19 protein-coding genes are annotated in these 22,169 nt (G+C 68.5%); 9 read left to right on the forward strand and 10 right to left on the reverse strand.

The window, feature by feature from the left end; translation table 11 throughout:
- The 4 genes from MJ797_RS06615 to MJ797_RS06630 all read right to left on the reverse strand — a co-directional run.
- On the reverse strand, positions 1-923 hold a 923-nt coding region (locus MJ797_RS06615), incomplete at its 3' end, for a patatin-like phospholipase family protein (RefSeq protein WP_239332841.1).
- Between the two features lie 108 nt (positions 924-1,031).
- Entirely contained in the window at positions 1,032-1,526 is a 495-nt protein-coding gene (locus MJ797_RS06620) for a transcriptional regulator (protein ID WP_239308176.1), read from the reverse strand.
- 605 nt (positions 1,527-2,131) lie between these two features.
- Positions 2,132-3,445 (reverse strand): P-loop NTPase, encoded by a 1,314-nt coding sequence (locus MJ797_RS06625; RefSeq protein WP_239332842.1) that lies wholly within the window; start codon positions 3,443-3,445, stop codon positions 2,132-2,134.
- Complete coding sequence (locus tag MJ797_RS06630; RefSeq protein ID WP_374581613.1) at positions 3,442-4,218, reverse strand: SAF domain-containing protein; 777 nt, start codon at positions 4,216-4,218, stop codon at positions 3,442-3,444. The genes MJ797_RS06625 and MJ797_RS06630 overlap by 4 nt, the downstream gene beginning before the upstream one ends.
- Positions 4,219-4,509: 291 nt before the next feature.
- On the opposite strand from MJ797_RS06630, the gene MJ797_RS06635 reads away from it, so the two are divergent.
- A complete protein-coding gene (locus tag MJ797_RS06635) occupies positions 4,510-4,758 on the forward strand; it encodes a helix-turn-helix domain-containing protein (protein WP_239308158.1) in 249 nt (82 codons plus the stop codon).
- Between the two features lie 19 nt (positions 4,759-4,777).
- On the opposite strand, the gene MJ797_RS06640 is transcribed toward MJ797_RS06635, so the two are convergent.
- Positions 4,778-5,356, reverse strand: coding sequence for a hypothetical protein (locus MJ797_RS06640; RefSeq protein WP_239332844.1), 579 nt, complete (start codon positions 5,354-5,356; stop codon positions 4,778-4,780).
- 379 nt (positions 5,357-5,735) lie between these two features.
- Between MJ797_RS06640 and MJ797_RS06645 the strand changes: the two genes are divergently transcribed.
- Both MJ797_RS06645 and MJ797_RS06650 read left to right on the forward strand, forming a co-directional pair.
- Positions 5,736-7,013, forward strand: coding sequence for a LysM peptidoglycan-binding domain-containing protein (locus MJ797_RS06645; RefSeq protein WP_239332845.1), 1,278 nt, complete (start codon positions 5,736-5,738; stop codon positions 7,011-7,013).
- 33 nt (positions 7,014-7,046) lie between these two features.
- Positions 7,047-7,625 (forward strand): Rv3235 family protein, encoded by a 579-nt coding sequence (locus tag MJ797_RS06650; RefSeq protein ID WP_239332846.1) that lies wholly within the window; start codon positions 7,047-7,049, stop codon positions 7,623-7,625.
- A gap of 115 nt (positions 7,626-7,740) precedes the next feature.
- Here the strand turns inward: MJ797_RS06650 and secA are convergent, their stop codons facing one another.
- The 4 genes from secA to MJ797_RS06670 all read right to left on the reverse strand — a co-directional run bounded on the left by secA (position 7,741) and on the right by MJ797_RS06670 (position 13,674).
- Entirely contained in the window at positions 7,741-10,692 is a 2,952-nt protein-coding gene (gene secA / locus MJ797_RS06655; protein ID WP_239332847.1) for a preprotein translocase subunit SecA, read from the reverse strand.
- A gap of 376 nt (positions 10,693-11,068) precedes the next feature.
- Positions 11,069-11,779: a response regulator transcription factor gene (locus tag MJ797_RS06660; RefSeq protein WP_239308153.1), complete on the reverse strand. Its 711-nt coding sequence runs from the start codon at positions 11,777-11,779 to the stop codon at positions 11,069-11,071.
- A gap of 123 nt (positions 11,780-11,902) precedes the next feature.
- Positions 11,903-12,643 (reverse strand): ribosome hibernation-promoting factor, HPF/YfiA family, encoded by a 741-nt coding sequence (gene hpf, locus MJ797_RS06665; RefSeq protein ID WP_239332848.1) that lies wholly within the window; start codon positions 12,641-12,643, stop codon positions 11,903-11,905.
- 194 nt (positions 12,644-12,837) lie between these two features.
- Positions 12,838-13,674, reverse strand: coding sequence for a ComF family protein (locus tag MJ797_RS06670; RefSeq protein ID WP_239332849.1), 837 nt, complete (start codon positions 13,672-13,674; stop codon positions 12,838-12,840).
- Positions 13,675-14,150: 476 nt separating this feature from the next.
- Here MJ797_RS06670 and MJ797_RS06675 point away from each other — a divergent pair, with 476 nt between their 5' ends.
- The 5 genes from MJ797_RS06675 to MJ797_RS06695 all read left to right on the forward strand — a co-directional run bounded on the left by MJ797_RS06675 (position 14,151) and on the right by MJ797_RS06695 (position 19,648).
- Positions 14,151-15,233 (forward strand): hypothetical protein, encoded by a 1,083-nt coding sequence (locus tag MJ797_RS06675; RefSeq protein WP_239332851.1) that lies wholly within the window; start codon positions 14,151-14,153, stop codon positions 15,231-15,233.
- 5 nt (positions 15,234-15,238) lie between these two features.
- Complete coding sequence (locus MJ797_RS06680) at positions 15,239-15,880, forward strand: DUF4129 domain-containing protein (protein ID WP_239332853.1); 642 nt, start codon at positions 15,239-15,241, stop codon at positions 15,878-15,880.
- A complete protein-coding gene (locus tag MJ797_RS06685; protein ID WP_239332855.1) occupies positions 15,877-17,163 on the forward strand; it encodes a DUF4350 domain-containing protein in 1,287 nt (428 codons plus the stop codon). The genes MJ797_RS06680 and MJ797_RS06685 overlap by 4 nt, the downstream gene beginning before the upstream one ends.
- The gene (locus MJ797_RS06690; protein ID WP_239332857.1) at positions 17,160-18,284 is read left to right on the forward strand and encodes a MoxR family ATPase; all 1,125 of its coding nucleotides are present in this window, start codon (positions 17,160-17,162) and stop codon (positions 18,282-18,284) included. Before MJ797_RS06685 ends, MJ797_RS06690 begins: the two co-directional genes overlap by 4 nt.
- A gap of 68 nt (positions 18,285-18,352) precedes the next feature.
- On the forward strand, positions 18,353-19,648 hold the full coding sequence (locus MJ797_RS06695) for a DUF58 domain-containing protein (RefSeq protein WP_239332859.1): 1,296 nt from the start codon (positions 18,353-18,355) through the stop codon (positions 19,646-19,648).
- A 241-nt stretch (positions 19,649-19,889) separates the two neighbouring features.
- Here MJ797_RS06695 and MJ797_RS06700 read toward each other — a convergent pair whose 3' ends face one another.
- Positions 19,890-20,897, reverse strand: coding sequence for a stage II sporulation protein M (locus MJ797_RS06700; RefSeq protein WP_239332861.1), 1,008 nt, complete (start codon positions 20,895-20,897; stop codon positions 19,890-19,892).
- Between the two features lie 239 nt (positions 20,898-21,136).
- Between MJ797_RS06700 and MJ797_RS06705 the strand changes: the two genes are divergently transcribed.
- Positions 21,137-22,129 carry an RDD family protein gene (locus MJ797_RS06705; protein WP_239332863.1) on the forward strand — a complete coding sequence of 331 codons (993 nt, stop codon included), beginning with the start codon at positions 21,137-21,139 and terminating at the stop codon, positions 22,127-22,129.
- Positions 22,130-22,169: the final 40 nt, after the last annotated feature.

Here is a 22,169-nt window from a genome sequence, read left to right on the forward strand (position 1 = left end):
GCGCTGGTCCGTAGCGAGGTCTCGAAAACCTCACGCCGCCGGCTGAGGTCCATGACGTTGGCGCCGATGACCGCCAGGTCCTGCGGTCCTGGGCAGATGAGCGTGACCTTCGTTCCCGCGGACCGCAGCAGCTCGGCCTCGCGCACCACCACCCGGGTCGCCAACCGCCGGAGCTGGCGTTCGACCCGGGCCAGCGCGCCCCGAGGCTGGTCCAGGACCAGGGAGCAGGCAGGGGCAAACACCAGCACCTCGTCAAGCCCCAGGCCGGCAAGTACGTCCACCGATGCCGGCGATCTCGTCCCGCCATCGATGTAGGGCCGGCTGTCAATCATGACCGGCGCGTACCAGGACGGAATCGCGCAGGAAGCCATCACAGCCTCGGCGAGCGAGGCCCGGGGCGCTCCCGGCGAGCCGAACACGACCCGGGTCCCGGTGTCGTAGTCCATGGCGACGATCCACGGTTTCGCCGAGGATGGCCAGGTCGCGGTGGTACTGCCCGCCGTGGACACGAGCTCGCCAAGCGCGGCGAGTGTCCCGCGCCCCTGCGGGAGCAGGGAGGCCAGGGCTACCAACGGAGTGACGCTGCGCGGGTGGCGTGCCGAGACGGCCAACAGCCGACGGGAGCCGATCCGCATGCGCGGCCTCGGCGGCAGTGCCGAGCCGAGCCGGGTGTAGTCCAGGACCGGGTCCCCGAACAGCGGCCGCCCGTACTCGGAGTTGACCATTGTCCCGACCCCGGTACCGGTCCCGATCAGAGCGGCGAGCACCGCTCCGGCCGATGTTCCGACGACCATGTCCATGGTGCGGACATCGGTTCCGGTCGCGTCCTCATATGCGCTGAGCGCACCGATCATCCATGCCGATCCGAGCACACCCCCAGCACCCAGGACCAGGCCACGACGGGGCGCCCGTCTGTCAACCATCAGCCACCTCCCGTAGTACGTCGCGATCTCGGCTGCATGCTGTCCCGCCGCCGACCACCGCGCATGGCTGACAACAATGACGGGAACGCGCCCGGCTCGGCAACAGCCCTACTCGGCGGCCTCCTCCTCACCGAAACTGGTCTCAAGCACGCCCCACGCCCGCAGCCGTTCGGCGAACTCCTGCGGTGTGGTGTCGTGCAGCAGCGCCAACGCCCTCAAATCGCCATCCCGGATGGACAGGACCTGCCCGGCATAGTCGTCGCGCTGGCGCTGAATCTGTGCGACCCAACGCCGGACGAGCCCGGACGAGTCCGGTGGCGCCTCCGTGAGCTTCTTCAGATTGAGAACCGTACGAGGCCGGTGCTCGCGCGGCGGCAACGCCTCCTCGTCCGGCAAAAGCGCCGACACCGGAACACCGTAGAACGCCGCCAGTTCGGACAGCTGATGGACACTGATCATCCGATCGCCCCGCTCGTACGAGCCGACCGCGGCGGTCTTCCACCGCCCGCGTGACTTCTGTTCCACCCCCTGCAACGACATTCCCTGCTGGATCCGTATGGCCCGAAGACGGGTTCCCACCGCCTTGGCGTACTCCCGGCTCACCCGATACACCCCCCGCCGCCTTGATAGAGCATTTGGTGATCATTTTCTGCTCCCGCCTACTGCGGTGACGCAGGTGCTCACCCTAACTTAATGTTATGAAAGATTGTTACTCGCCTCTTAAATATGCAAAACGTGACCCCCTTGCCACAATTGTTGCCTCCCGGCAATGATCGGTCTATTTGTCCGCCCAAAACGCCCACGATGACGCCGACACGCCGACCCAAAGCACAAACCAGCTGCCGAGCGCTCGTCTTTCGGTACGATCAGTCACCCAGACAGACTGCCCCGGAAGCGCGGTCAGTAACCGCGCGACGCGAGGATTAAAGGGACATTCGCGACAAAAAATGGCATTCGCGGCTCGGATCGCTCACCGTCGTTGGTGACGCGTTGTGTCGGCGGGCTTAGAGCGCCCGGCAACAGGGGTGTGGATCAAGGAGCGGGGCTGGGGTGCGTACATCGCAAGGCGGCGCAGGCCCCGGTAGCGGTGTTCTACCGGGGCCGACGAGCCGGGGTACCCGTGCATCGCGAAGCGATGTGCGGGGAGCGATGACGCGAGGCGCCGGCTGGCGCCGGCAGGCCCTGGATGAACGTCCAGCGCCGACCACTTAGCGACGGGCCGTTGAGCGCCGGCGGCGCCCGCGCACCGGGCGGCCCGCCACCCTCGCGGCGAGCTCGCCGATCGCGAGCCTGGCCGGGGACTGTGGAGCGACATCACGCAGCAGCTGGCCGGCGGCCTGCGCGGCGTCCATCCCGGCCATGTCCAGCGGCACCAGAGCGACGGGCTCCGAGCCGACATGGCGCACCATCGCGCGGGACACCTCCCGCCGGGCGTCTCCCCCGACGGCCGCGCCGCGCAGCCGGTTCACCACGATCCACGGATCCGTCCCCGGTATGACCTCCCGCAGATCGGACAGGCCACGGACGAAGCGGACCAGTCCCACCGGCTCCGCCGATGCCACCGCCAGAATGGTGTCGGCGGCGCCGAGCACCGCCTGGGTCGCCCCGTTGCGGCGGGGCGCGGCCGTGTCGAACGACAGTTCCTCGTCCATCTCCAGACAGAACCCACAGTCGACCACGACAAAACTTGCCAGCCTTCGCGCCAGCGCCAGCACAACCTCGACGGACGCCGGACGAAGCTCTGGCCACCTCGACGGACGGGCGATCCCGGGCAGGACCCGCAGCCCCCCACCGAGATCCCGGCACAGCACCGCGAGCCGGGGCACGTCCAGAGTGCCCTGATTCGCCGACCGAGTAGCGGCGGCAAGCCCCGGTGCCTCTTCCAGCAGCCCCAGCAGCTGACCGATCGATCCACCGTAGACATCAGCGTCGATGAGCAACGTGGGCAGTCCCATACCGGCGAGTTCGGCGGCCAGGCACAATGCCACCGTGGTACGGCCCGGCGCGCCGGTGGGACCCCAAACCGCGATCACTCGCCCCGCGCCGAGCTCGGGCAGATCCGCGGCCTCGGGCGTCGGCACCACCGGTGCCACGGCGGCGAAACTCGCCATCGGCTCTCCGTAGGCGCCGTTGGGCAATGCCGCCTGGCCACGGTCGGAAAGCGCCCGGGCCGCTTCCACCACCGCGGCCGCCACCACCTCCGCGGTTGAGTCAGTCGCGATCACCGCCGCGACGCCGAGCTGGCGCAGCCTCCGCTCGCCATCCTCGTCGCCTGGCACGATCAGCCCGATGGCCGCGACCCCGGCGACCGCCAGGCGCGTCAACGCCTCCCGGTCCAACCGGCGCAGGTCCGCCGACAACAACGCGGCCCGCGCGGCGCCCGTCGTGGCGGCGGCCAGCAGGTCGGGCAGGTCCACACACCGCCGGACGACCGTCACCCCGAGGTCACGGCGGCCGAACGCGGTCACGAGCCCCGACTCGACCACCGAGTTGGTCACCGCGGTGAGGATCGGCAGGCTCATTGCCCGTAGCCCGGAACAGCGCTCGGGCCCGCTCCGCCAACCTCACCACGGGCGCCGCGCTCGAGCTTGACGATGTCGACGCGTTCACTCTGCGATGCCGCCACAGCGTTGATCGCAAAATCGACCGGAACTCGCAAGGTCAACGAATGAGCACCACCGGTGAGAGCTTCCCGCGAGATGAACTCGACGTCATGCAGCACCAGCACCTCCGTACCGGTGCCTCCCGCCGCCGGTTGGGCTGCCTGAGCGGACTGGCCAGCCTGCGGTGCCGCGCTTGGGATCACCGCGCTCGATCGCTGGTAGGCGAAGAGATCCACATGATCACCTGGAATGAGGGAAGGTGCCCGACCGTCCTTCACGACCACCGACACCAATCGTGTCGATGCGACATTACTTCGTATGAAGTCAGCGCCGCTGACCAGCTCCCCAGCTGAAACCGGACGGGCGAGCACGGCCCCGACCATCTCCGGAGCACGCTCACCGGGATAGTAGCGCTTCGCGGCGTCCGGGCTCAGATACGCCGAGGTTGTGGCCAGATCGGCGGCCACCATGACATGTCCCGCCGGAAGATCCCCCTTCGCCACGACCCAGGCGCGGGTCCTGTCGGCGGTGACGAACAGGCGTGCGCCCAGCACAACGGAAACCAGCACCAGCAGGACGCCGACCAGCAGCCGGGAATCGCGCCAGCGCGGGCGGGTCAGCCGTCGCCCCGGCGGCGACGGCACCGCCGCGGGTTTCTCCGCAAGAGTGACAGCGGGCGTGAGGTCGGTCACCCGGACCTCCATGTGGCTCATGTCCCGGGGCCCGCGACGGCGGCGTCGTTGGCCCGTCAGGAACAGTCGATGGGCGGGCAGCAGGCGCCGCGGCACAGACCAGGCGGTCATGGGCATGCGCGGCTCCCTGGTCGCCGAGCGTACGTGGTCTGCGACGACAGCCCTGGACCTACCAACACAATCAGGCGAATGACAGCTGTTATCCACAAGTAGAGGCATTCACAGGCGATCCTGCCCTCAGACTCTGATACACAGGAGTCACGACCCATCCATCGCCAGGGAGACAGACCGATGAACGAGCGCTTCCTTCAGCTCAGCGATGTGGCGGAGATTCTCAACATCTCGTCGAGCCAGACCTACGCGCTGGTGCGCTCGGGCGAGCTCCCGGCGATCAAAATCGGTGGACGCGGCCAGTGGCGGGTGGAACGTACCGAGCTCGAGGCCTACATCCAACGGGCATACGAACAGACTCGCGCGTTCGTGGTCGCGAATCCGCTGGGCCGCGGCGATGCGCTCGTCGACGACCGGTATGCCGACTAGGTAGTTCGCTGTCAGGCTGTCAGGCTGTCCGGCGGACGAAGCTGACCGACGGTAGCGGGATCGTCCGCACCGCACGTACTGACCGGGCTCGGCGGAACTCGTCATCGGCGTGTTCGGCCACCTCGACGAAGTCCGCGCCGACCCGGTCGATGGTGCCCATCACGGCGGTACCGTCCAGCAGCACGACCGAACAGACCGAACGATCCCGCACCACGCCGCGCAGCGCGTACGACAGGTCCAGCCGCGCGGCCAACGGGCCTTCGTGACCGGGCTGGGCGGACACCGCGGTCAGGCCGCGCAGCCAGAGGACGGAACGGAGCGGAAGCAGGACCTCCTGGGCCCTGCTCTCCTGTAGAAGCAGCCAGTCCACCCCGAGCGCGGCAAGCCGGCCGCCGAGGACCTGACCCGCTTCCCGCTCCCGCCCACCCAGCAGCACCCCGATCCGCAGCGACGATCCGACCGCCGGACGCAGCCTGTCGAGCAACCGCAGGTGCGCGGCTTCGCGACGGCTTCTGTCGACAAGCTCCGCATCGAGTTCAGCCGCCTCAGCGGCGTCCCACTGCATCTCAAGATCAGCGAACAGAGCTTCCCAGCGCAACCCGGCCCCTCCTCCGCTCCCGGTCAGGCCCCAAGAGCGCCCGGCGCGGCCAGGACGAGCCCGTTCGGCTCGTCGGCAACACAACCCGCGACCCGTCTGACGGCCCGTCCCAACCACAACGGCGACGGCGACGGCGACGCATCCAAACGCCGTCGGGCGAGCGTCGTCGGGGGCACCATCCATCAGACACGCCCTGGGGCATGGCCATGAGTATCGACTCTACATACCGCTATATCCCAGGCCGCACCCGATGTTCTACTAGCAACAGCCGGTAAACGCCACAAAACGTCTTGACAGAGGTCCGACGGAGGACTACACAAGCAAACACAGCCAAACAACATGTTTCATCATCATCCACCGAGTGCTCCGGAGGTCGCCGATGTCAGCTGGCCGGCGCCTGCCCGTCTTTCTCGCGGGAGTGATCGCCGCCGCGGCGCTGACAGCTCTAATGATCAAAGAGGGCCCACGGTGGACGGACCTTCCAGCTGGCATCACCGCCGTACCAGAGTGGGTCACAGCAGATCCTGAACATGCGCTTATCACCGTGGTCGGCCTTGCCGCCTGGGCATGTCTGCTGTGGTTGTGCGCGGGATTCGTCCTGGGCGTACTGGCAACACTGCCAGGTGCCGGCGGACGAGCGGCCGCGGCCATGGCTCGGCGTATCCTGCCCCGAACCCTGCGGCATGTTCTTGAGATAGCGCTCGGAATAACCCTCGCCGCAGGGACCGCCGTGCCAGCGTTCGCCGCGACGCCGACGGAGGCCGCGATTCCCGGGGCAATCCCGTCGACCAGCACGGCATGGCCAGATCTGGCCCGCCCGAGCGTACCCACAACGCTCGCTCCGACAGACGTACCGCCCGCGCCCCAGCTCGCCCCCTCGCGGGATGACCGGGCCGCCACGCTTCAGCACGGGCAGCCCGCGAGCTCCCAGGCCGCCCCCGAGCGACCGGCCGACGCAGGACACCCATCCACACCACCGCCGCAGGCCGCCCCACCGGCACCGATATCGGCACCGGCACCGGCACCGGCACCGGCAGAGCCAAGATCAACTATCGCCGCAACCAGTTGGCCCGACCTCTCCCGGCCCTCCGCTCCAGCGGATCCGGCCGGCACCATTCCCACCGTCACAACGACCACCCAGCCGCCGGCCGCGACCCCGCCGGCAACAGCACATCCCCCGGCCACCGGCACGGCAAGCGGCGCGTCAACGGTTTCCGCGGAAAGGCCGACGGTATCGGCCACGGCAGCGCAGCCGCCAGCTACGACGCTCCCCGCGAGCCCCCCGGCACCGTTGTCACCCACTGTTTCAGCAGCCACCGGAACATCCCCGGTGTGGCCGGATCTTGCCAGGCCCTACGACCCGATAACCGGTGCCGCGCCACGTGGCGTCGGAAATTCCAGCGCGGCACCGGCCGGACAGCCCACAACATCGACAAACACCAACGACGCCTCCACAACTGACCTGGCCGAGATCGTCGTGCTCCGCGGCGACACCCTCTGGGCAATCGCTGCCCGCAATCTCGGACCAGGCGCGACCACCGCGCAGATCGCGCGGGAATGGCCACGGTGGTGGGCCGCAAACGAGCACGTGATTGGCCCTGACCCCGACAGGATCCTGCCCGGCCAGCGGCTCCAGCCGCCCCGCCCCGGGCCTTGACCCCGCCCGCCCCGCCGACTGGAGAACAACGCCGTGACCGTTGCTGCACCCACCCGTGCGAGCTCCATCCGTGCCGGTCGTTTTTACCAAATACCGATCATGCCCACCGATCCGCCTTATGACGACGATCCGCAGGCAACGGCCTGGCTCACCGCCCCGCCCGCCGGCTCCGCCCCGGCACCAGTGCTTCTCGCTATGCCTGACGCCCGCGTGGATATCCCAGCACAACAGACGGTCAACCAGCCCGGGGCAGGGCGCCCCGCTCTCAGGTCCGGGGCGATTGAGACCTCGGGTAACCGCTCCGCCCCGTCGGCACGCGCCGCCGCCGCGGTGGTCGTGCGCGCCATCGTGGAGGCCATGACGGGCATCCGGCCCGTGACCCATCTTGCCGCCTGGACCTCCCCACGGGTCCAGGCGGACCTCGAGCGGCTGGCCGGGGACAACGTCCGTAGGCGGCGCTACACCCTGCGCTGTGTGCGAGTATGCGAGCCTCGGGAAGGGGTCGCCGAGGTCGCCGCGGTGATCGCGCGGGGTGAGCGTGTGTCGGCCCTCGCGCTGCGAATGGAAACAGTCAGCGGCCGTTGGCGGGTCACGGCGCTACAGACCCGTTGACAAACCCGTTGGCGCCCCCTGAGAGAACCCCGGGAAGCCGCTCGCCCCAAGCCATGTGGGCGGACCGCCGCGGGCATGCGCCCGGCACCTGAGCGTCCAAAGCAGCTCGTGCCTGTCACGCCGTGTTGCGGTTTGCCGGATCGCCGTGACAACGCTTGTACTTGCGGCCGGATCCGCACGGACACGGCGCATTGCGAGCGGGCCGGCTACTGCTTCCTGTGGCCGCTGGGTCAGCTGCCGCCGCGGTGAACCCAGTGGAAGACGCCCGAGTCGTGACCACTGCGGATCCGCCGTCCACGGAAGGCGCGGTGTAACGAAGATTATCAATAGGACGACGTGGTTCCAGGCCCTTGACAAATACCGGCGGCGGCGTGGGCGCCGAGGGGGCAACAGCGGTCTTCGGGGTGGCGCGCTCAGACGGGGTAGCCGGAGCGGTGACAGCGGCACCCGTGGTGGCGGCCCGTACCGCCGCGACAAGAGCGGCACCGTCCGCTGTCCGCGCCGCGCTGTCGGCCGGGACGACCGCGGTACCGTCCGCCGGGCTTCCGCTCTGGGCGTCCGCGTCCTCCGGAGCGGCAACCTGGACCTCGGCGTTGAACAGCAGCCTGACCGATTCCTCCTTGATACCCTCCATCATCGTCTGGAACATATCGTAACCTTCCCGCTGGTACTCGACGAGCGGGTCACGCTGTCCCATCGCCCGCAGGCCGATTCCCTCCTGCAGGTAGTCCATTTCGTAAAGGTGCTCACGCCACTTTCGGTCAAGCACCGCCAACACGACCCGGCGCTCCAGTTCCCGCATAAGCGGTTCACCGTCCGGACCTGCGCCCAGTTCTTCCTCCCGCCGGTCATACGCATTGTGCGCATCGACCTGCAGCTCCTCGATCAGGGTTTCGGTCGTCAGCCCGTCACGCTCATCGGGAGCCGGAATTTCCACGCCCACCTGGTAGAGCTCGCCGAGACCGGACCAAAGAGTGTCGAGGTCCCACTCCTCGGGATAGCCATCTACCGTCGCGCCGCGGGCATAGCCGTCCACCGTGTCATCGATGAAATGACGGACCTGTTCGTGCAGGTCCGCACCTTCCAGGACCTTGCGACGCTCCTCGTAAATGACGGTACGCTGTTTGTTCATCACCTCGTCGTACTTCAGGACATTCTTTCGGATCTCGAAGTTCTGGCCTTCGACCTGTGTCTGCGCGGATCGGATCGCACGGGTAACGATTTTCGACTCGATCGGCACGTCGTCGGGAATGTTGAGCCTATCCATGATCCCTTCGACGGCAGCGGCATTGAACAGCCGCATGAGGTCGTCGCCCAGCGACAGATAGAACCGGGACTCACCGCGGTCACCCTGCCGGCCGGCTCGTCCCCGTAGCTGGTTGTCGATCCGGCGCGACTCGTGACGCTCAGTGCCCAGAACGTACAGCCCACCGAGCTCCACGACCTCGTCATGTTCAGCGCCGACCGACGCCCGCGCTTTTTCGAGGGCCTCCGGCCAGGCGGTCTCGTAGTCTTCCGGGGTCTCGATCGGACTGAGGCCACGCTCCCGCAGCTCAGCCTGCGCGAGAAACTCCGGGTTGCCGCCGAGCATGATGTCAGTGCCACGGCCGGCCATGTTGGTCGCAACGGTCACCCCGCCCCGGCAGCCCGCTTCGGCGATGATCGCCGCTTCCCGTTCGTGGTGCTTGGCGTTGAGCACCTCATGCTTCACACCACGTTTGGTCAGCTGCTTGGAAAGGTACTCCGACTTCGCCACGCTAGTCGTGCCGACAAGAACCGGCTGTCCCTTTTCGTTGCGCTCGGCGATGTCGTTGACGACCGCATCGAACTTGGCGACCTCGGTCTTGTAAACGACATCGGGCTGGTCCACCCGGACCATCGCCTTGTTCGTCGGGATCGGCACGACGCCAAGTGTGTAGATCTGATGGAACTCCGCCGCTTCGGTCATCGCGGTCCCGGTCATACCGGACAGCTTGTCGTACAGACGGAAGTAGTTCTGCAGGGTGATCGTGGCCAGCGTCTGGTTCTCCTGCTTGATCTCGACCTTTTCCTTGGCCTCGATCGCCTGGTGCATTCCCTCGCTGTAACGGCGGCCATGCAGGACGCGGCCGGTGAACTCATCGACGATAAGAACCTCGCCGTCCGTAACTATGTAGTCCTTGTCCCGGCGGTAAAGCTCCTTGGCCTTCAGCGAATTGTTGAGATAGCCGACGAGCGGCGTGTTCACGGATTCGTAGAGGTTGTCGATGCCCAGCTGGTCTTCGACTTTCGCCACCCCGGACTCCGTGATCGCGACCGTTCGCTTGCCCTCTTCGACCTCGTAGTCCGTGTCCTTCACGAGCATCGGAGCGATACGGGCGAATTCGGTGTACCAACGGGTCGGGTTGTCCGCCGGACCACTGATAATCAACGGGGTCCGGGCCTCGTCGATCAGGATCGAGTCGACCTCGTCGACGACGGCGAAGTTGTGCCCGCGCTGGACGAGCTCCTCGCCGCTCCAGGCCATGTTGTCCCGCAGGTAGTCGAATCCGAACTCGTTGTTGGTGCCGTAGGTGATGTCGGCCTCGTACTGCTGACGACGGACGGCCGGCGGCATCTGCGGATGAATGACGCCAACCGTCAAGCCGAGAAAACGGTGCACCCGCCCCATGTTCTCCGCGTCCCGCTGCGCCAGGTAGTCGTTGACCGTGATGATGTGGACGCCCTTGCGAGACAGCGCGTTGAGATAGGCGGGCAATGTGGACACGAGGGTCTTGCCTTCGCCGGTCTTCATCTCGGCGATGTTCCCCAGATGCAGCGCCGCGCCACCCATGACCTGCACATCGAAGTGCCGCTGCCCCAGGGTCCGGCGGGCCGCTTCGCGCACGGCCGCGAACGCTTCGGGGAGGATCTCGTCAAGGGTTTCCCCCTCGTCGATCCGATGCCGGAACTCGTCGGTCATCGAGCGGAGCTCGGCGTCCGTGAGCCCGACGAAGTCATCCTCGAGGAGGTTCACCTGCTCTGTGATCGCCTTGAGCCTGCGCAGAATGCGACCCTCACCGGCGCGGAGGATCTTCTCAAGTACCACGGGCGAAACTCCTCGGGCGGTTGGTCAGCGGGGTCACCTACGCAACGAGACTAGGCTAGTCCGTCCGCGCTGATCGATCCGGCCGTACGACAGGTCCGGCGGGTCAACAGGCTACCCGACCGGCCAGTGACGGTAAGATCATTACTTTCCTCCACTCGAAAGGAAACAATGATCATCTTAGATCAACATCCGCACGGACTTCAGCCTGCACAACGCTTGAGGCCCCGGATCGGTGCCCCGAAAACGCCGATACCCGTCCGTCGGCTGCGGGGGCGATGCCGGTGGGCACATCGAAGCGGCCCCGAGCACGTCCCGCGGCCACAGGACCCACTCGACAATCACCTGAATCGCAGCCCGGCGTCCAGCCGCCACGATCTCAGGTGATCTCCAGAAGCTTCTCCCGAACCGCGTAGACCACCGCCTCCATGCGTGAGTGCAGCTGAAGCTTCTCCAGGATGTTGCGGATGTGATTCTTGACCGTGTTCTCGCTGATGAACAACTGCTTGGCTATATCACGGTTGTTGAGCCCCTTGGCCACAAGCCGCAGGACCTCCATCTCACGATCGGTGAGTCGAGGGGTCGGCAGCTGTGGCCGGTCATCCGTTTTTTTGATCATCGATGCGAACTCGGTGAGGAGCTTCGACGCCATGGAAGGGCTGATCAGGCTCTGCCCACCGTGCACGGCGCGAATCGCGGTGGCAACCTCGTCGATCGAGATCTCCTTGAGCAGATACCCCATGGCACCCGCCTTGATCGCGTCGTAGAGATCCACTTCCTCATCGCTGATGGTCAACATAACGATCTTCGCGCTGGGCACCGCCTGTTTGATGGCGCTGGTCGCGTCGATCCCGCCGCGGCGAGGCATCCGGACATCCATGAGGACGATGTCCGGGGCCATGTCCACCGCCATCGTGACAGCTTCCGCACCGTCCGCGGCTTCGCCGACAACCTCGATGTCGCTCTCCTGCTCGAGGACCATCTGCAGGCCGCGCCGGAAAAGCGCGTGATCGTCAACGACGAGCACCCGTACGGGATCCGTCGGTGGCGACGACGCGTCCTCCCGAAGCTGACGCCCATCCCCCGTCATGTGACCTCCTTCGCGTCGCAACGGCCCGCGCCTCCGCCACCCCGCGCTGGTGCACGGGGTGGCGGGGACGTGACTGAAGACGTCCACGGCAGATGGTCCCACGTCGGCTAGACCCGCATACGTTTACACCGTTGCGACCGCGCCACGAGCTTCGTCATACCTCTCGCCCCGGCCGTTCCGGTGATCTCGTCCCGCAGTGTCCGCGCCGGGCTCGTCATGCTCGCCCAGCTCAAGCCGGATCACTCCGTAGTCATATCCACACCTTCGGTACACAACGCTCGGTAGGCCCGTACGCACGTCCCGGAAGAGGTAGAAATCGTGGCCGACCAGCTCCATGTTCGACAGTGCTTCATCGAGGGTCATCGGCGTGGCTCGATGGATCTTCTCACGGACGACCATGGGTGACCAGTCCGGATCCCCGTAATCTGCGTCGCTATCGACAGCTGCGTGGACATCGGCCTCACGGCCGGGGGCGGCACGGCCAGCGGAGCCAGCCAGGTCTGCCCGCGGGCCGCCGACGGCTCGCGCAAGCTGACCCGACGAGCCACGTGCCGCACCGTTGTGGCGGCTGCGGCGGTCGGCGGCACGCCGCAGCCGTTCGGTGAGCTTCGCCGCGGCCAGGTCGAAGGCGGCGAACGGATCCGCGGCGGCTGCCTCGGCTCGAATAACCGGGCCCCGTGAGAACACGGTCAGCTCGACGCGATCACAGACATCCGCCATACGCGGGTTGTGCTCACGGGAGAGTTCCGCATCCACCCGGAAGGCCTTGTGATCGAACCGCTCCAACTTCGCAATCTTGGCTTCGGCGTGCTTGCGGAACCTTTCGGGAACCGCGGTGTGCCTTCCCTTGAAAACGATGTCCACTCGCTTCACCTTCCTGTCGACCGGAGGTGGTGACGGCCAGCGGCTCCCGCGGCAGCGGGCCAGGCCAACCTTCCGATGCCATGTCGTACGTCAGGGCTTATCTGCTGCCTCGTTCCTTCCGCCCGGACCCCGAGCGCCCTGGTCCGTCGCTTCGCTGATCCACTCCCGCGGCGCCGGTGCGGGTGACGACAGTTTTAACCCTCCGGTACCCCGGTCGCAGGCAAATGGACACCTTGGGGCCGGTCATCTCGGGAAGGGCGATGACGCGCCAATGTCGCGGCGACTACCGCGGTGGCTGATACCGGCACTCCGCCGAGCCGCAGTGCCCGAACGGCCTCGGCCAGGGTCGCACCCGTTGTCACAACATCATCGATGACGATGAACAACGCCGACGACGGCAAGCGGTGCCTGGCGCCGTCTGGCCACGGCGGACCGCCGACGAGACGGCGCCCGCCCACCGGCCGGACACGGTGACGCAGGACGAACGCACCGCTGAGATTGGTCGCGCGCTCCGCCACGGTGAGGCCTGCCTGATCAGCCAACGGCCGGACCGGCCGCAGCATCGCGGCCACCCGGGCCGGCATGCCGGCCCGGCGCAGTGCCCTTGCCGCACCGTCACCGAGCCTGCGCACATGGTCGAAACCACGCCGCTGAACCGCGGACCGGCTCGACGGCACCGGCACGAGGATGACCGGACCGGTATGTGCCGACCTGGCTCGGGCCGCCAGCACCGCGCGGGCAAGCGCCGACGCAAGCGGCCCCAGCGCATCCAGCCGCCCCTTCTCCTTGAACCCCAGCAGAAGCTGCCGGCACGGACCGTCGTAAACAGCGCCGGCAAAGCAGTGCGGTGGTGGCCCCCGCCGCTCCGGCGTGGCCAACTGTCCCGGAGCGGCGAGGAATGCCGGACGATCGATGGAGCCGGTGCAGGCCGCGCAGACCGCCGGGCCCGGACAACCACAGCCGGCGCAGAAACGTGGCAGGAGAAGATCGAGAAAAATATCGAATACGGCACTGATGTACGTGTTGGGCATAACGTGGATGCTCATCCCGTCGCGCCCGCCGGGCCAGCGTGTTTCCAGCCCTGTGGATAAACAGGTTGTGGACGGCGGCGGCAGCCCGCAAACCACCGGTGGTACGCGATACCTGTTCCATCCACTTGTGTCTGGCGCCAGCCCGCGGAATCATGATCGTCCACAACAGCATACGGCGCGGACCGATGCGAACGTCCTTCCAGGCCGCTCGCCGGACAGCCGCGGCGACCTGACACGATCCCGGTTATGGCCGTGCACCTACCGATAGCGGGGGATACAAGCGGAAAACTGGAATGATCGCCCACCGGACGGACCCAGGTGAGCACACAGCTCGCCGGCTGCTGGCCCGGCCGGGAACAGCGCGCGGGGCCGGGCTGCCCGAAAAACCGCCCGAGGACGGAATGATCTGTGGGGAGCCACCGCCGCTCACACCGGTAGCAGCTCCGGGGACCTTGACTTCGCAGAGGGAGAGCGACATGACCGACGGCGCCGGCTGGGGGCAGCCTCAGCAGCACGGTGGGCCTGATCCCGTCCAGGGCCCACAACAGCCGGGATGGGGCCAGCCACAGCCCCCGCCCGGTTGGCACCAGCCACAACCGCCCCCGCCCGGTTGGCACCAGCAACCGCCGCCGACCGGATGGGGCCAGCCACAGCCCCCACCCGGTTGGCACCAGCAACCGCCAGGCGATGCCGGCCAGTACGGCCCAGGACAGCCCGGATCATGGCATCAGGCCGAAAAGCCAGGGATCATCCCGCTGCGCCCGCTCGCGGTCGGCGAGATCCTTGACGGTGCCTTCACCGCGGTGCGCCGCAACCCCGGGGCGACCGTCGGGCTGACCATCGCCGCAACCGCCGTGGTCCAGATCATCAGCACCCTGCTGACCGCCTGGAGCCAGCGGACGTCCACCGCGGCTGAGGGCTTCGCCACAGTCGTGACCTTCGTGCTCTACGGCGTTCTCGCCATCGTCCTGGCCGGGATGCTGAGCGCGGTGGTCAGCGAGGCCGTCCTGGGTGGCACGATGAGCGCCGGAGAGGCCCTGCGGCGCATCCAGCCTCGGCTCGGAGGGCTGATCGGCCTGTCGATCGCGGTAGGTCTCCTGACCGTGCTCGGGCTCATCGGGCTGTTTGTCGGCGCCATCTTCGTCATGGTCGCGCTCTCCATGGCGACTCCCGCCTTCGTTCTCGAGGGCGGCAGCGTCTCGACAGCCCTGCGGCGTTCGTGGACGCTGGTCCGCGGCACGTGGTGGCGGACCTTCGGAATCCTGCTGCTCGCCGAGATCATGGTCGGGATTCTCACGGCCATCCTCCTGATCCCCCTTGCCGTGATCATCGCTGTCGGCGGAGGTTCCCTGACCGATCCGTCCAACGGCACGCTGACGGCACTCGGTCTCCTCCTCACCGCCGTCATGAACATCGCGGCCAGAGCTGTGACCACGCCCATCAGCGCGGGGGTCATCGTGCTGCTGTACATCGACCGTCGCATCCGGCTGGAGGGGCTGGACGTGACGCTCGTCCAGACGGTGCGGGACCGCGCGACGAACGCCCGGAGGTACGAGTAGACGTCATGGTCGGGCCAACGGTCACCCATGACGGGGCGGCGGGCGAAGCCCGCCGCGAGCTTTCTAAGACGATCTATCACGAAGCCGGCCCGGGATGGTCCGAACGCGTGCTGAACTGGATCGGCGATCGGCTGACCGACCTGTGGACCAGCGCCACACAGGCGTCGGGACGCGGGCTTGGCATAGCGGCGATCGTGATCGTGGCGGCCCTGGCCGCGGGCGTCGTATGGCTGCGCCTCGGCCCGGTCCGACGGCGCTCGCGGACGGACCCGGCCGATCTTTCTCTCAGCAGCCCGCTGTCCGCCGCCGCGCTGCGCGCCGAAGCCGACGGCCTCGCGCTCGCGGGCGCGTTCGCCGAAGCGGTGCGGTCACGGCTGCGGGCAATCGTGCGGATGTTGGAGGAGACAGGAGTGCTACAGCCCCGGCCAGGGCGTACCGCGGGCGAACTCGTCGCCGAGGTCGCCCGGATAGACGCCGGGAGCACGCCCGCGCTGGCCGCCGCGGTGACCGTGTTCAGCGAGATCTGGTATGGCGCGCTCGACGCGTCCGAAGCTTCCTACCGGCTCGTCGTCCGGGCGGATGAGGCGCTCACCGGCATGCGGCCGCGCCCGGTGGGCCAGGCCGCACGCGGTGCGGTGCCGGTGTGACCGCCACCGCGCCAGCTGCCAGGCCCGATCCGCGGGCGGTCCGCCGTGGTGTCCGGATCGGCGCCGTCCTGGCGCTGCTTGTCGTCGCGTACGCGGCGGCGTCCGCCATGATCGAAAAATCCAGCGATCGCCCACTCGATCCGGCGTCAGCCGCACCGGGCGGGACCAGAGCCCTAGCCGAAATCCTGCGGGCGCATGGCGTTGATGTCACGGTGAGCGACGATCCGGTCGCGACCGCAGCGGCTGCCCGCGACACCACGATCGTGATGCGGTATCCCGAACGTGTCAGCCCAGCCACGCTCGACGCCCTCACCGCGGTGGTCGGCCGTGGCGGTGACGTGCTGCTCCTCGAGCCGACCACCGCGGTCCTCAACGACCTGGATCTGCCGCTGGCCAACACCGGCGGTGTGCCGGCCGCGGCGCGTGCGCCAGGATGCCAGCTGCCCGAGGCCGTGGTGGCACGGGCCGCCGTCGTTGGCGGCGGGTCGGGCTTCCGTGTCACTCAACCGGATGCCACCGGCGTGACAGCCTGTTACCCAGTGCGTTCGGCCGCGACCCTGGTCGTGCTGGAACAACCGGCCCGTAGCACCTCGGGAGCCCCGGCCGGACGGTTCGTCGTGTCCGGCAGCGCCGAGTTCATGACCAACAAGCAGCTGGCGAAGGAGGGCGACGCGGCACTTGCGATCGGGCTGCTCAACCGGCACCCGGGCGTGACATGGGTGTTCCCGCACCCGGGCGGACCAGGCTCGGTGGCCGCCAGGAGCAGTCTGGCGGACCTGCTTCCCGACCGGGTCGTGCTCGGCTGCCTGCAGATCGCCTTCGCCGTGGTCGTCCTCGCGTTGTGGCGGGGACGCAGGCTCGGGCCACCGGTGGCCGAACCGCTGCCGGTCGTGGTACGAGCGGCTGAGACCGTCGAGGGGCGAGGACGGCTCTACGCGGCGGGGAAGGCACGGGAGCTGGCCGCGGCGGCGCTGCGGGCGGGGCTGCGGGCACGTCTGGCCCAACGGCTCGGGCTGGCGACCCGGCCCAGCCCAGCAGCCTGGCGGGAACCGGCGGCGGCGCATCCCGAACCGGATCCGGACACGCTCGTGATCTCGGTTGCCGACCGGACCGGGCGGCCACCAGTAGAAATCGGGTCACTCCTGTACGGTTCCGGGATGAGTCACCCCATGGCCGCGGCCACCGGCATGTCCCAGCCGGCGCGCACATCGGTTACGGATCACGAACTGGTGGAGCTGGCGCACCGGCTCGACGCGCTGGACAGGCAGGTGATGACGCAATGAGCGCGCCCGGGACAACCAGCGACAGCGATGCCGCGGCCGCGGCGCGGACACCAGCTCGGAAAGAGGCGGCCACCGGGGCACCTGTGTCGGCCGGACCGCGCCTGTATCCCGGCCGACCGGCAGCCGAGGCGCTGCCGGACCGGGGCACCTCGGACGATCCCGAAGACGGCCCCGAATCGGCCCGCCAGGCGTTGATCGCGTTGCGGGACGAGGTGGGCAAGGCGGTCGTCGGCCAGGACGCCGCTGTCAGCGGCCTTGTCGTGGCACTGCTCTGCCGCGGGCACGCGCTGCTCGAAGGCGTCCCGGGGGTTGCCAAGACCCTGCTGGTCCGGGCGCTTGCCACGGCGCTTTCCCTCGAGACCAAGCGGCTGCAGTTCACCCCCGACCTGATGCCGGGAGACGTCACCGGATCGCTGGTCTACGACACGGCCACGTCCCGGTTCACCTTCCGGGAAGGGCCGGTGTTCACGAACCTGCTGCTCGCGGACGAAATCAACAGGACGCCGCCGAAGACTCAGGCCGCGTTGCTGGAGGCTATGGAGGAACGCCAGGTCAGCGTCGAAGGGGCACCACGGCGGCTGCCGGTGCCGTTCACGGTCATCGCCACCCAGAACCCGATCGAGCACGAGGGCACGTACGCGCTCCCGGAAGCACAGCTCGACCGTTTCCTGCTCAAGCTCACCGTGCCGCTGCCGCAACGGGACGACGAGATCAGGCTGCTGGCCCAGCACGCAGCCGGCTTCGACCCGTCCGATCTGGCGGCGGCCGGGATCCGGCCGGTCGCCGGGCCGTCCCAGCTGGCGGTCGCCCGCGACGCGGTCCGCGCCGTCCAGATCCGACCGGAGGTCCTCGGCTACATCGTCGATCTGGCCCGGGCGACGCGAGCCGCGCCCGCCGTCCAGCTCGGGGCCTCCCCACGCGGCGCCACCGCCCTGCTGGCCACGACCCGGGCCTGGGCCTGGCTGTCCGGCCGCGGATACGCGACGCCGGACGACGTCAAAACGCTCGCCCGGCCGACCCTGCGGCACCGGATCGCGCTACGTCCCGAAGCCGAGCTCGAGGGCGTCACCGCGGACAGCGTCATCAACCAGGTGCTCGCCACGGTGCCCGTGCCGCGGTAGCGCACTACCGCCGAAGGCCACGCGATCATGATCGTGCTCGTGTGCCCAGAGGCCCGAAGGAGTCCCAGGTGGCTATCACCGGACGGGCAGCGGCACTCGCCTTCGCGAGCGTATTGGCCGTTGTGTTCTCCCCCGCCCCGGGATGGACGTTGTTGCTGGCCAACGGCCTGTTGATCGCCGCGATCACCGTGGATCTCGCCCTTGCCGGCGGGGTGCGCACGCTGGTCTTCACCCGTTCCGGGCCAAGCACCGCACGGCTGGGAACGGCGGTGCCACTTGTGCTGGCGGTGACGAACACCGGCCGCCGGACGGTCCGCGCCCAGATCCGGGACGCTTGGCCGCCCTCGTCAGGTGCCACGCCACGCGTCTGGCGGGTGACCGTTCCAGCGGGGCAACGGCGATTCTGCGACTTGGTGCTGCGGCCCACCCGGCGGGGTGATCGTCACCCCTACCGGATAACCGTCCGCTCGCTGGGCCCCCTCGGTCTGGCTGGCCGGCAGGGACGGCATGCCGCACCCTGGCGGCTGCGGGTGCTGCCGCCGTTCACATCCCGCCGCCACCTGCCTGCCGCCTTGGCCCGCCTGCGGGAGATCGAAGGTGACGCCACGCTGCGCGGGGGCGGGCAAGGCTCGGAATTCGACAGCCTGCGCGACTACGTTCCAGGCGACGACGTACGGATGATCGACTGGCGGAGCAGCGCGCGGCGCGGCACCGTCGCGGTCAGGTCGTTCCGGCCGGAACGGGATCGCCGGGTCATCTGCCTCCTTGACACCGGGCGGACCAGCGCGGGCCGCATCGGTGACACCCCGCGCCTCGACCACGCGATGGACGCCGCCCTGCTGCTCGGCGCGGTGGCCGCCCGTGCCGGTGACCGGGTCAGCCTGATCGCCCATGACGCGTCCGCCCGCGTCACGCTCCCCGCGGCTGGCGGCCCGAATCCGCTGGTCCGGATGAGCGCCGCGCTGGCGCTGGTGGAGCCCGTGCTCACCGAGACCGACCATCAGGCGATCGCCTCCTCGGTGCTGCGCATAGCCATCAGACGATCACTTGTCGTGCTGTTCACCGAACTCGTCCCGGCGGTGATCGAAGAAGGCCTGGTGCCGGCGCTGCCCGCGCTGACCGCCCGGCACACCGTCATCGTCGCGGCCGTGAGCGACCCGCGCCTGGCCGAGCTCGCGGCCGGGCGCGGGGACGTCCGTGCGCTGTACTCCGCCGCCGCGGCCGAACAGACGCTGCTCCAGCGGCGCCAGCTCACCAGCCTGCTCCGCGGGTACGGCGTTCAGGTCGTGGATGCCCCACCGGCGACCTACGCGTCCGCTGTCACCGACAGCTACCTGAGCCTGAAATCCGCCGGCCGCCTGTAAGAGCGCGTCTGAGATCGTCATTCCGGCTCGCCGCGCCCAGGCGCCCCCTGGCCGCGTTGTCGGCCACACCGATACAACTCATCCGGTATCGCTTCGGCCTGCCGCCTTGCCAGGGGGCGCCTGGACGCGGCTCACTGATCGAAAGCCCGATCTCACACACGCTCCAACAGATCACCAGAAGATCGACCGAGACGGCCCGCGGAGCCCCGGTCAGCCCCGGTCAGACAGTCACAAAGCCCGGTCAGACGGTCGGCGCGAGGTCGACGAGAAGATCCTTTTCCAGGTCGCCCGTCTCCCCCGCGGCCACGGCACGGCTGCCGTAGACAAGGACATAGCCAACGAACAGCGCGAGGGCAGCGGCGCCGATGGCGATCCGCACCCCGGCGGGCAGGGATGACGGCGTCACGAATGCCTCGATCAAGCCGCTCAACGCCAGCGCGACGGCCAGTCCGAGTGAGATCGCGACGGCGGCCCTGCCTTCCATCGCCAGGGCCTCGGCCCGGCGGCGCGGACCCGGATCAATCATGGACCACCCCAGCCGCAGACCGACCGCCCCCGCGGTGAACACCACGGCCAGTTCCAGCAGCCCGTGCGGAAGGATCAGCGTGAAGAACTGTGTTGACTCACCACAACTGGTCATGTAACCGCCGACAAGCCCCAGGTTGGTGGCATTGGCCAGCAGCACCGCCAGGGTCGGCAGGCCCGCCAACGCACCGAGCGCGATGGCCGAGGCACTCACCCAGGCGTTGTTCGTCCACACGTGCGCGGCGAACGAAGCGGCGGGGTTCTCCGAGTAGTACCGGGCGAAATCCGTCCGGCACATGGCCGCCACCTCGTCCGGGGGGAGCAACCCGCTGTAGGCGGCCGGGGAGTTCAGCACCCACAGGCCCAGGGCGAGGGCAACCGCGAGTGAGCCCGCGCAGGTGGCGAGCACCCAGCCGCGGCGGGCGTACACCGCCGCCGGGAAGGTCACGGTGAAGAACCTGCCGACGACATGCCAGCCTGGGTCCCGCGTGCCCGTGACAACGGCTCGCGCCCGGGTCACCGTGCCGCCGAGGCGGTCGACCAGCATCGGGTCCGGACAGCGGCTACGGATCACCGACAGATGGGTTGCGGCCCGCTGGTAGAGATCCACCAGTTCGTCGAGCTCGACGCCGGACATGCGGCGGGGCCGCGCCGCACGCCTGACAAGATTTTCCAGGCGCGCCCATTCAGCGCGATGCAGACCGACATACGCGTCAAGGTCCACAATCTTCCCGCCTCTCCACCACCGCGCCACGCTCCATACCCGGACCGCAACGCTGAATCTGAATCACGGCCGTTACCGCACGCACACCGGACGGGTGGGGACAGACTGGGCCAGGATAACCGGCGCTTCCGCCGGAGTTGTATCACCCGGGATCCGGCAGGCTGAACAGATGCGCGGAGAGACCGACCACAGGACGGAAAAACAATCATGTACGGAACGGCACGGACCACAGGTGCGGCTTGAGCCAGTTCATCACCGGCGAGGCCGTCACGATCGACCTTCGAGTCGCCCGGCTCGGCTCGCGGCTCATCGCCGGGATCGTCGACTTCAGCCTTCAGCTCATCACGCTCATGATCATGGCTTGGGTCGCCTTCAGGATCGTGGTTCCCGACAACGACGCGCTCGCGGCCACCGTCTATCTGCTCGTTGTGATCACGGTACTGGTGGGTTACCCGGTGACAGCCGAGACCGTCTGGAAAGGCCGCACCCTCGGCAAGGCGGCCATGGGACTGCGTGTCGTGCGGGATGACGGCGGGCCGATCCGGTTCCGGCATGCCCTGGTCCGAGGCCTGATCGGCGCTGTGGTCGAACGGCCCGGAGCCCTGCTGGGGATCCCCGCCGTGATCAGCATGTTGATCTCGGAAAAATCCAGGCGGCTGGGCGACCTCCTGGCCGGAACGGTCGTCCTGCAGGAGCGGATCCCACGCGGCACCAGCGCGCCGGTGACGATGCCCCCGCAACTCGCCTACTGGGCGACCACGCTGGATCTGTCATCAGTCGAAGACACCCTGGCGCTCGCCATCCGCCAGTTCCTCGGGCGGGTCCAGGACCTCTCGCCCGCGGCCCGCGAGCGGATCGGCAGCCAACTCGCCGCATCCGTACGGGCGGTCGTCACCCCGCCGCCACCACCGGATACGCCTGGCTGGGCGTACCTGTCCGCGGTCCTTGCCGAACGCACCGCGCGGGCGCGACGGCGCTTCGCCGACGCCCCTGCGCCGTGGCAACCGGGAGCTGCGCCGTGGCAACCGGGAGCATGGAACTCGGGTTCCCAACATCCGGGCTATCAGCGCCCGACGGCGCCGGATCCGCTCCGGCCGTACCCGTACCCGTACCCGCCGGACGGCCAGCAGGTCCCACCGGGACAGGGACCCGAGGACCCCGCATCGCCTGCCACCCGGCTGATCGAGCCTGCTGACAAGCCGGTGCCCGGGCCCTTCGTCCCCCCGGCCTGATCCGCCGCCCGGCCTGGCTGACAGCGCCGGTCGGCGGAGA

Source organism: Protofrankia sp. CiP3, from assembly GCF_917627345.1.
Taxonomy (GTDB): domain Bacteria; phylum Actinomycetota; class Actinomycetes; order Frankiales; family Frankiaceae; genus Protofrankia.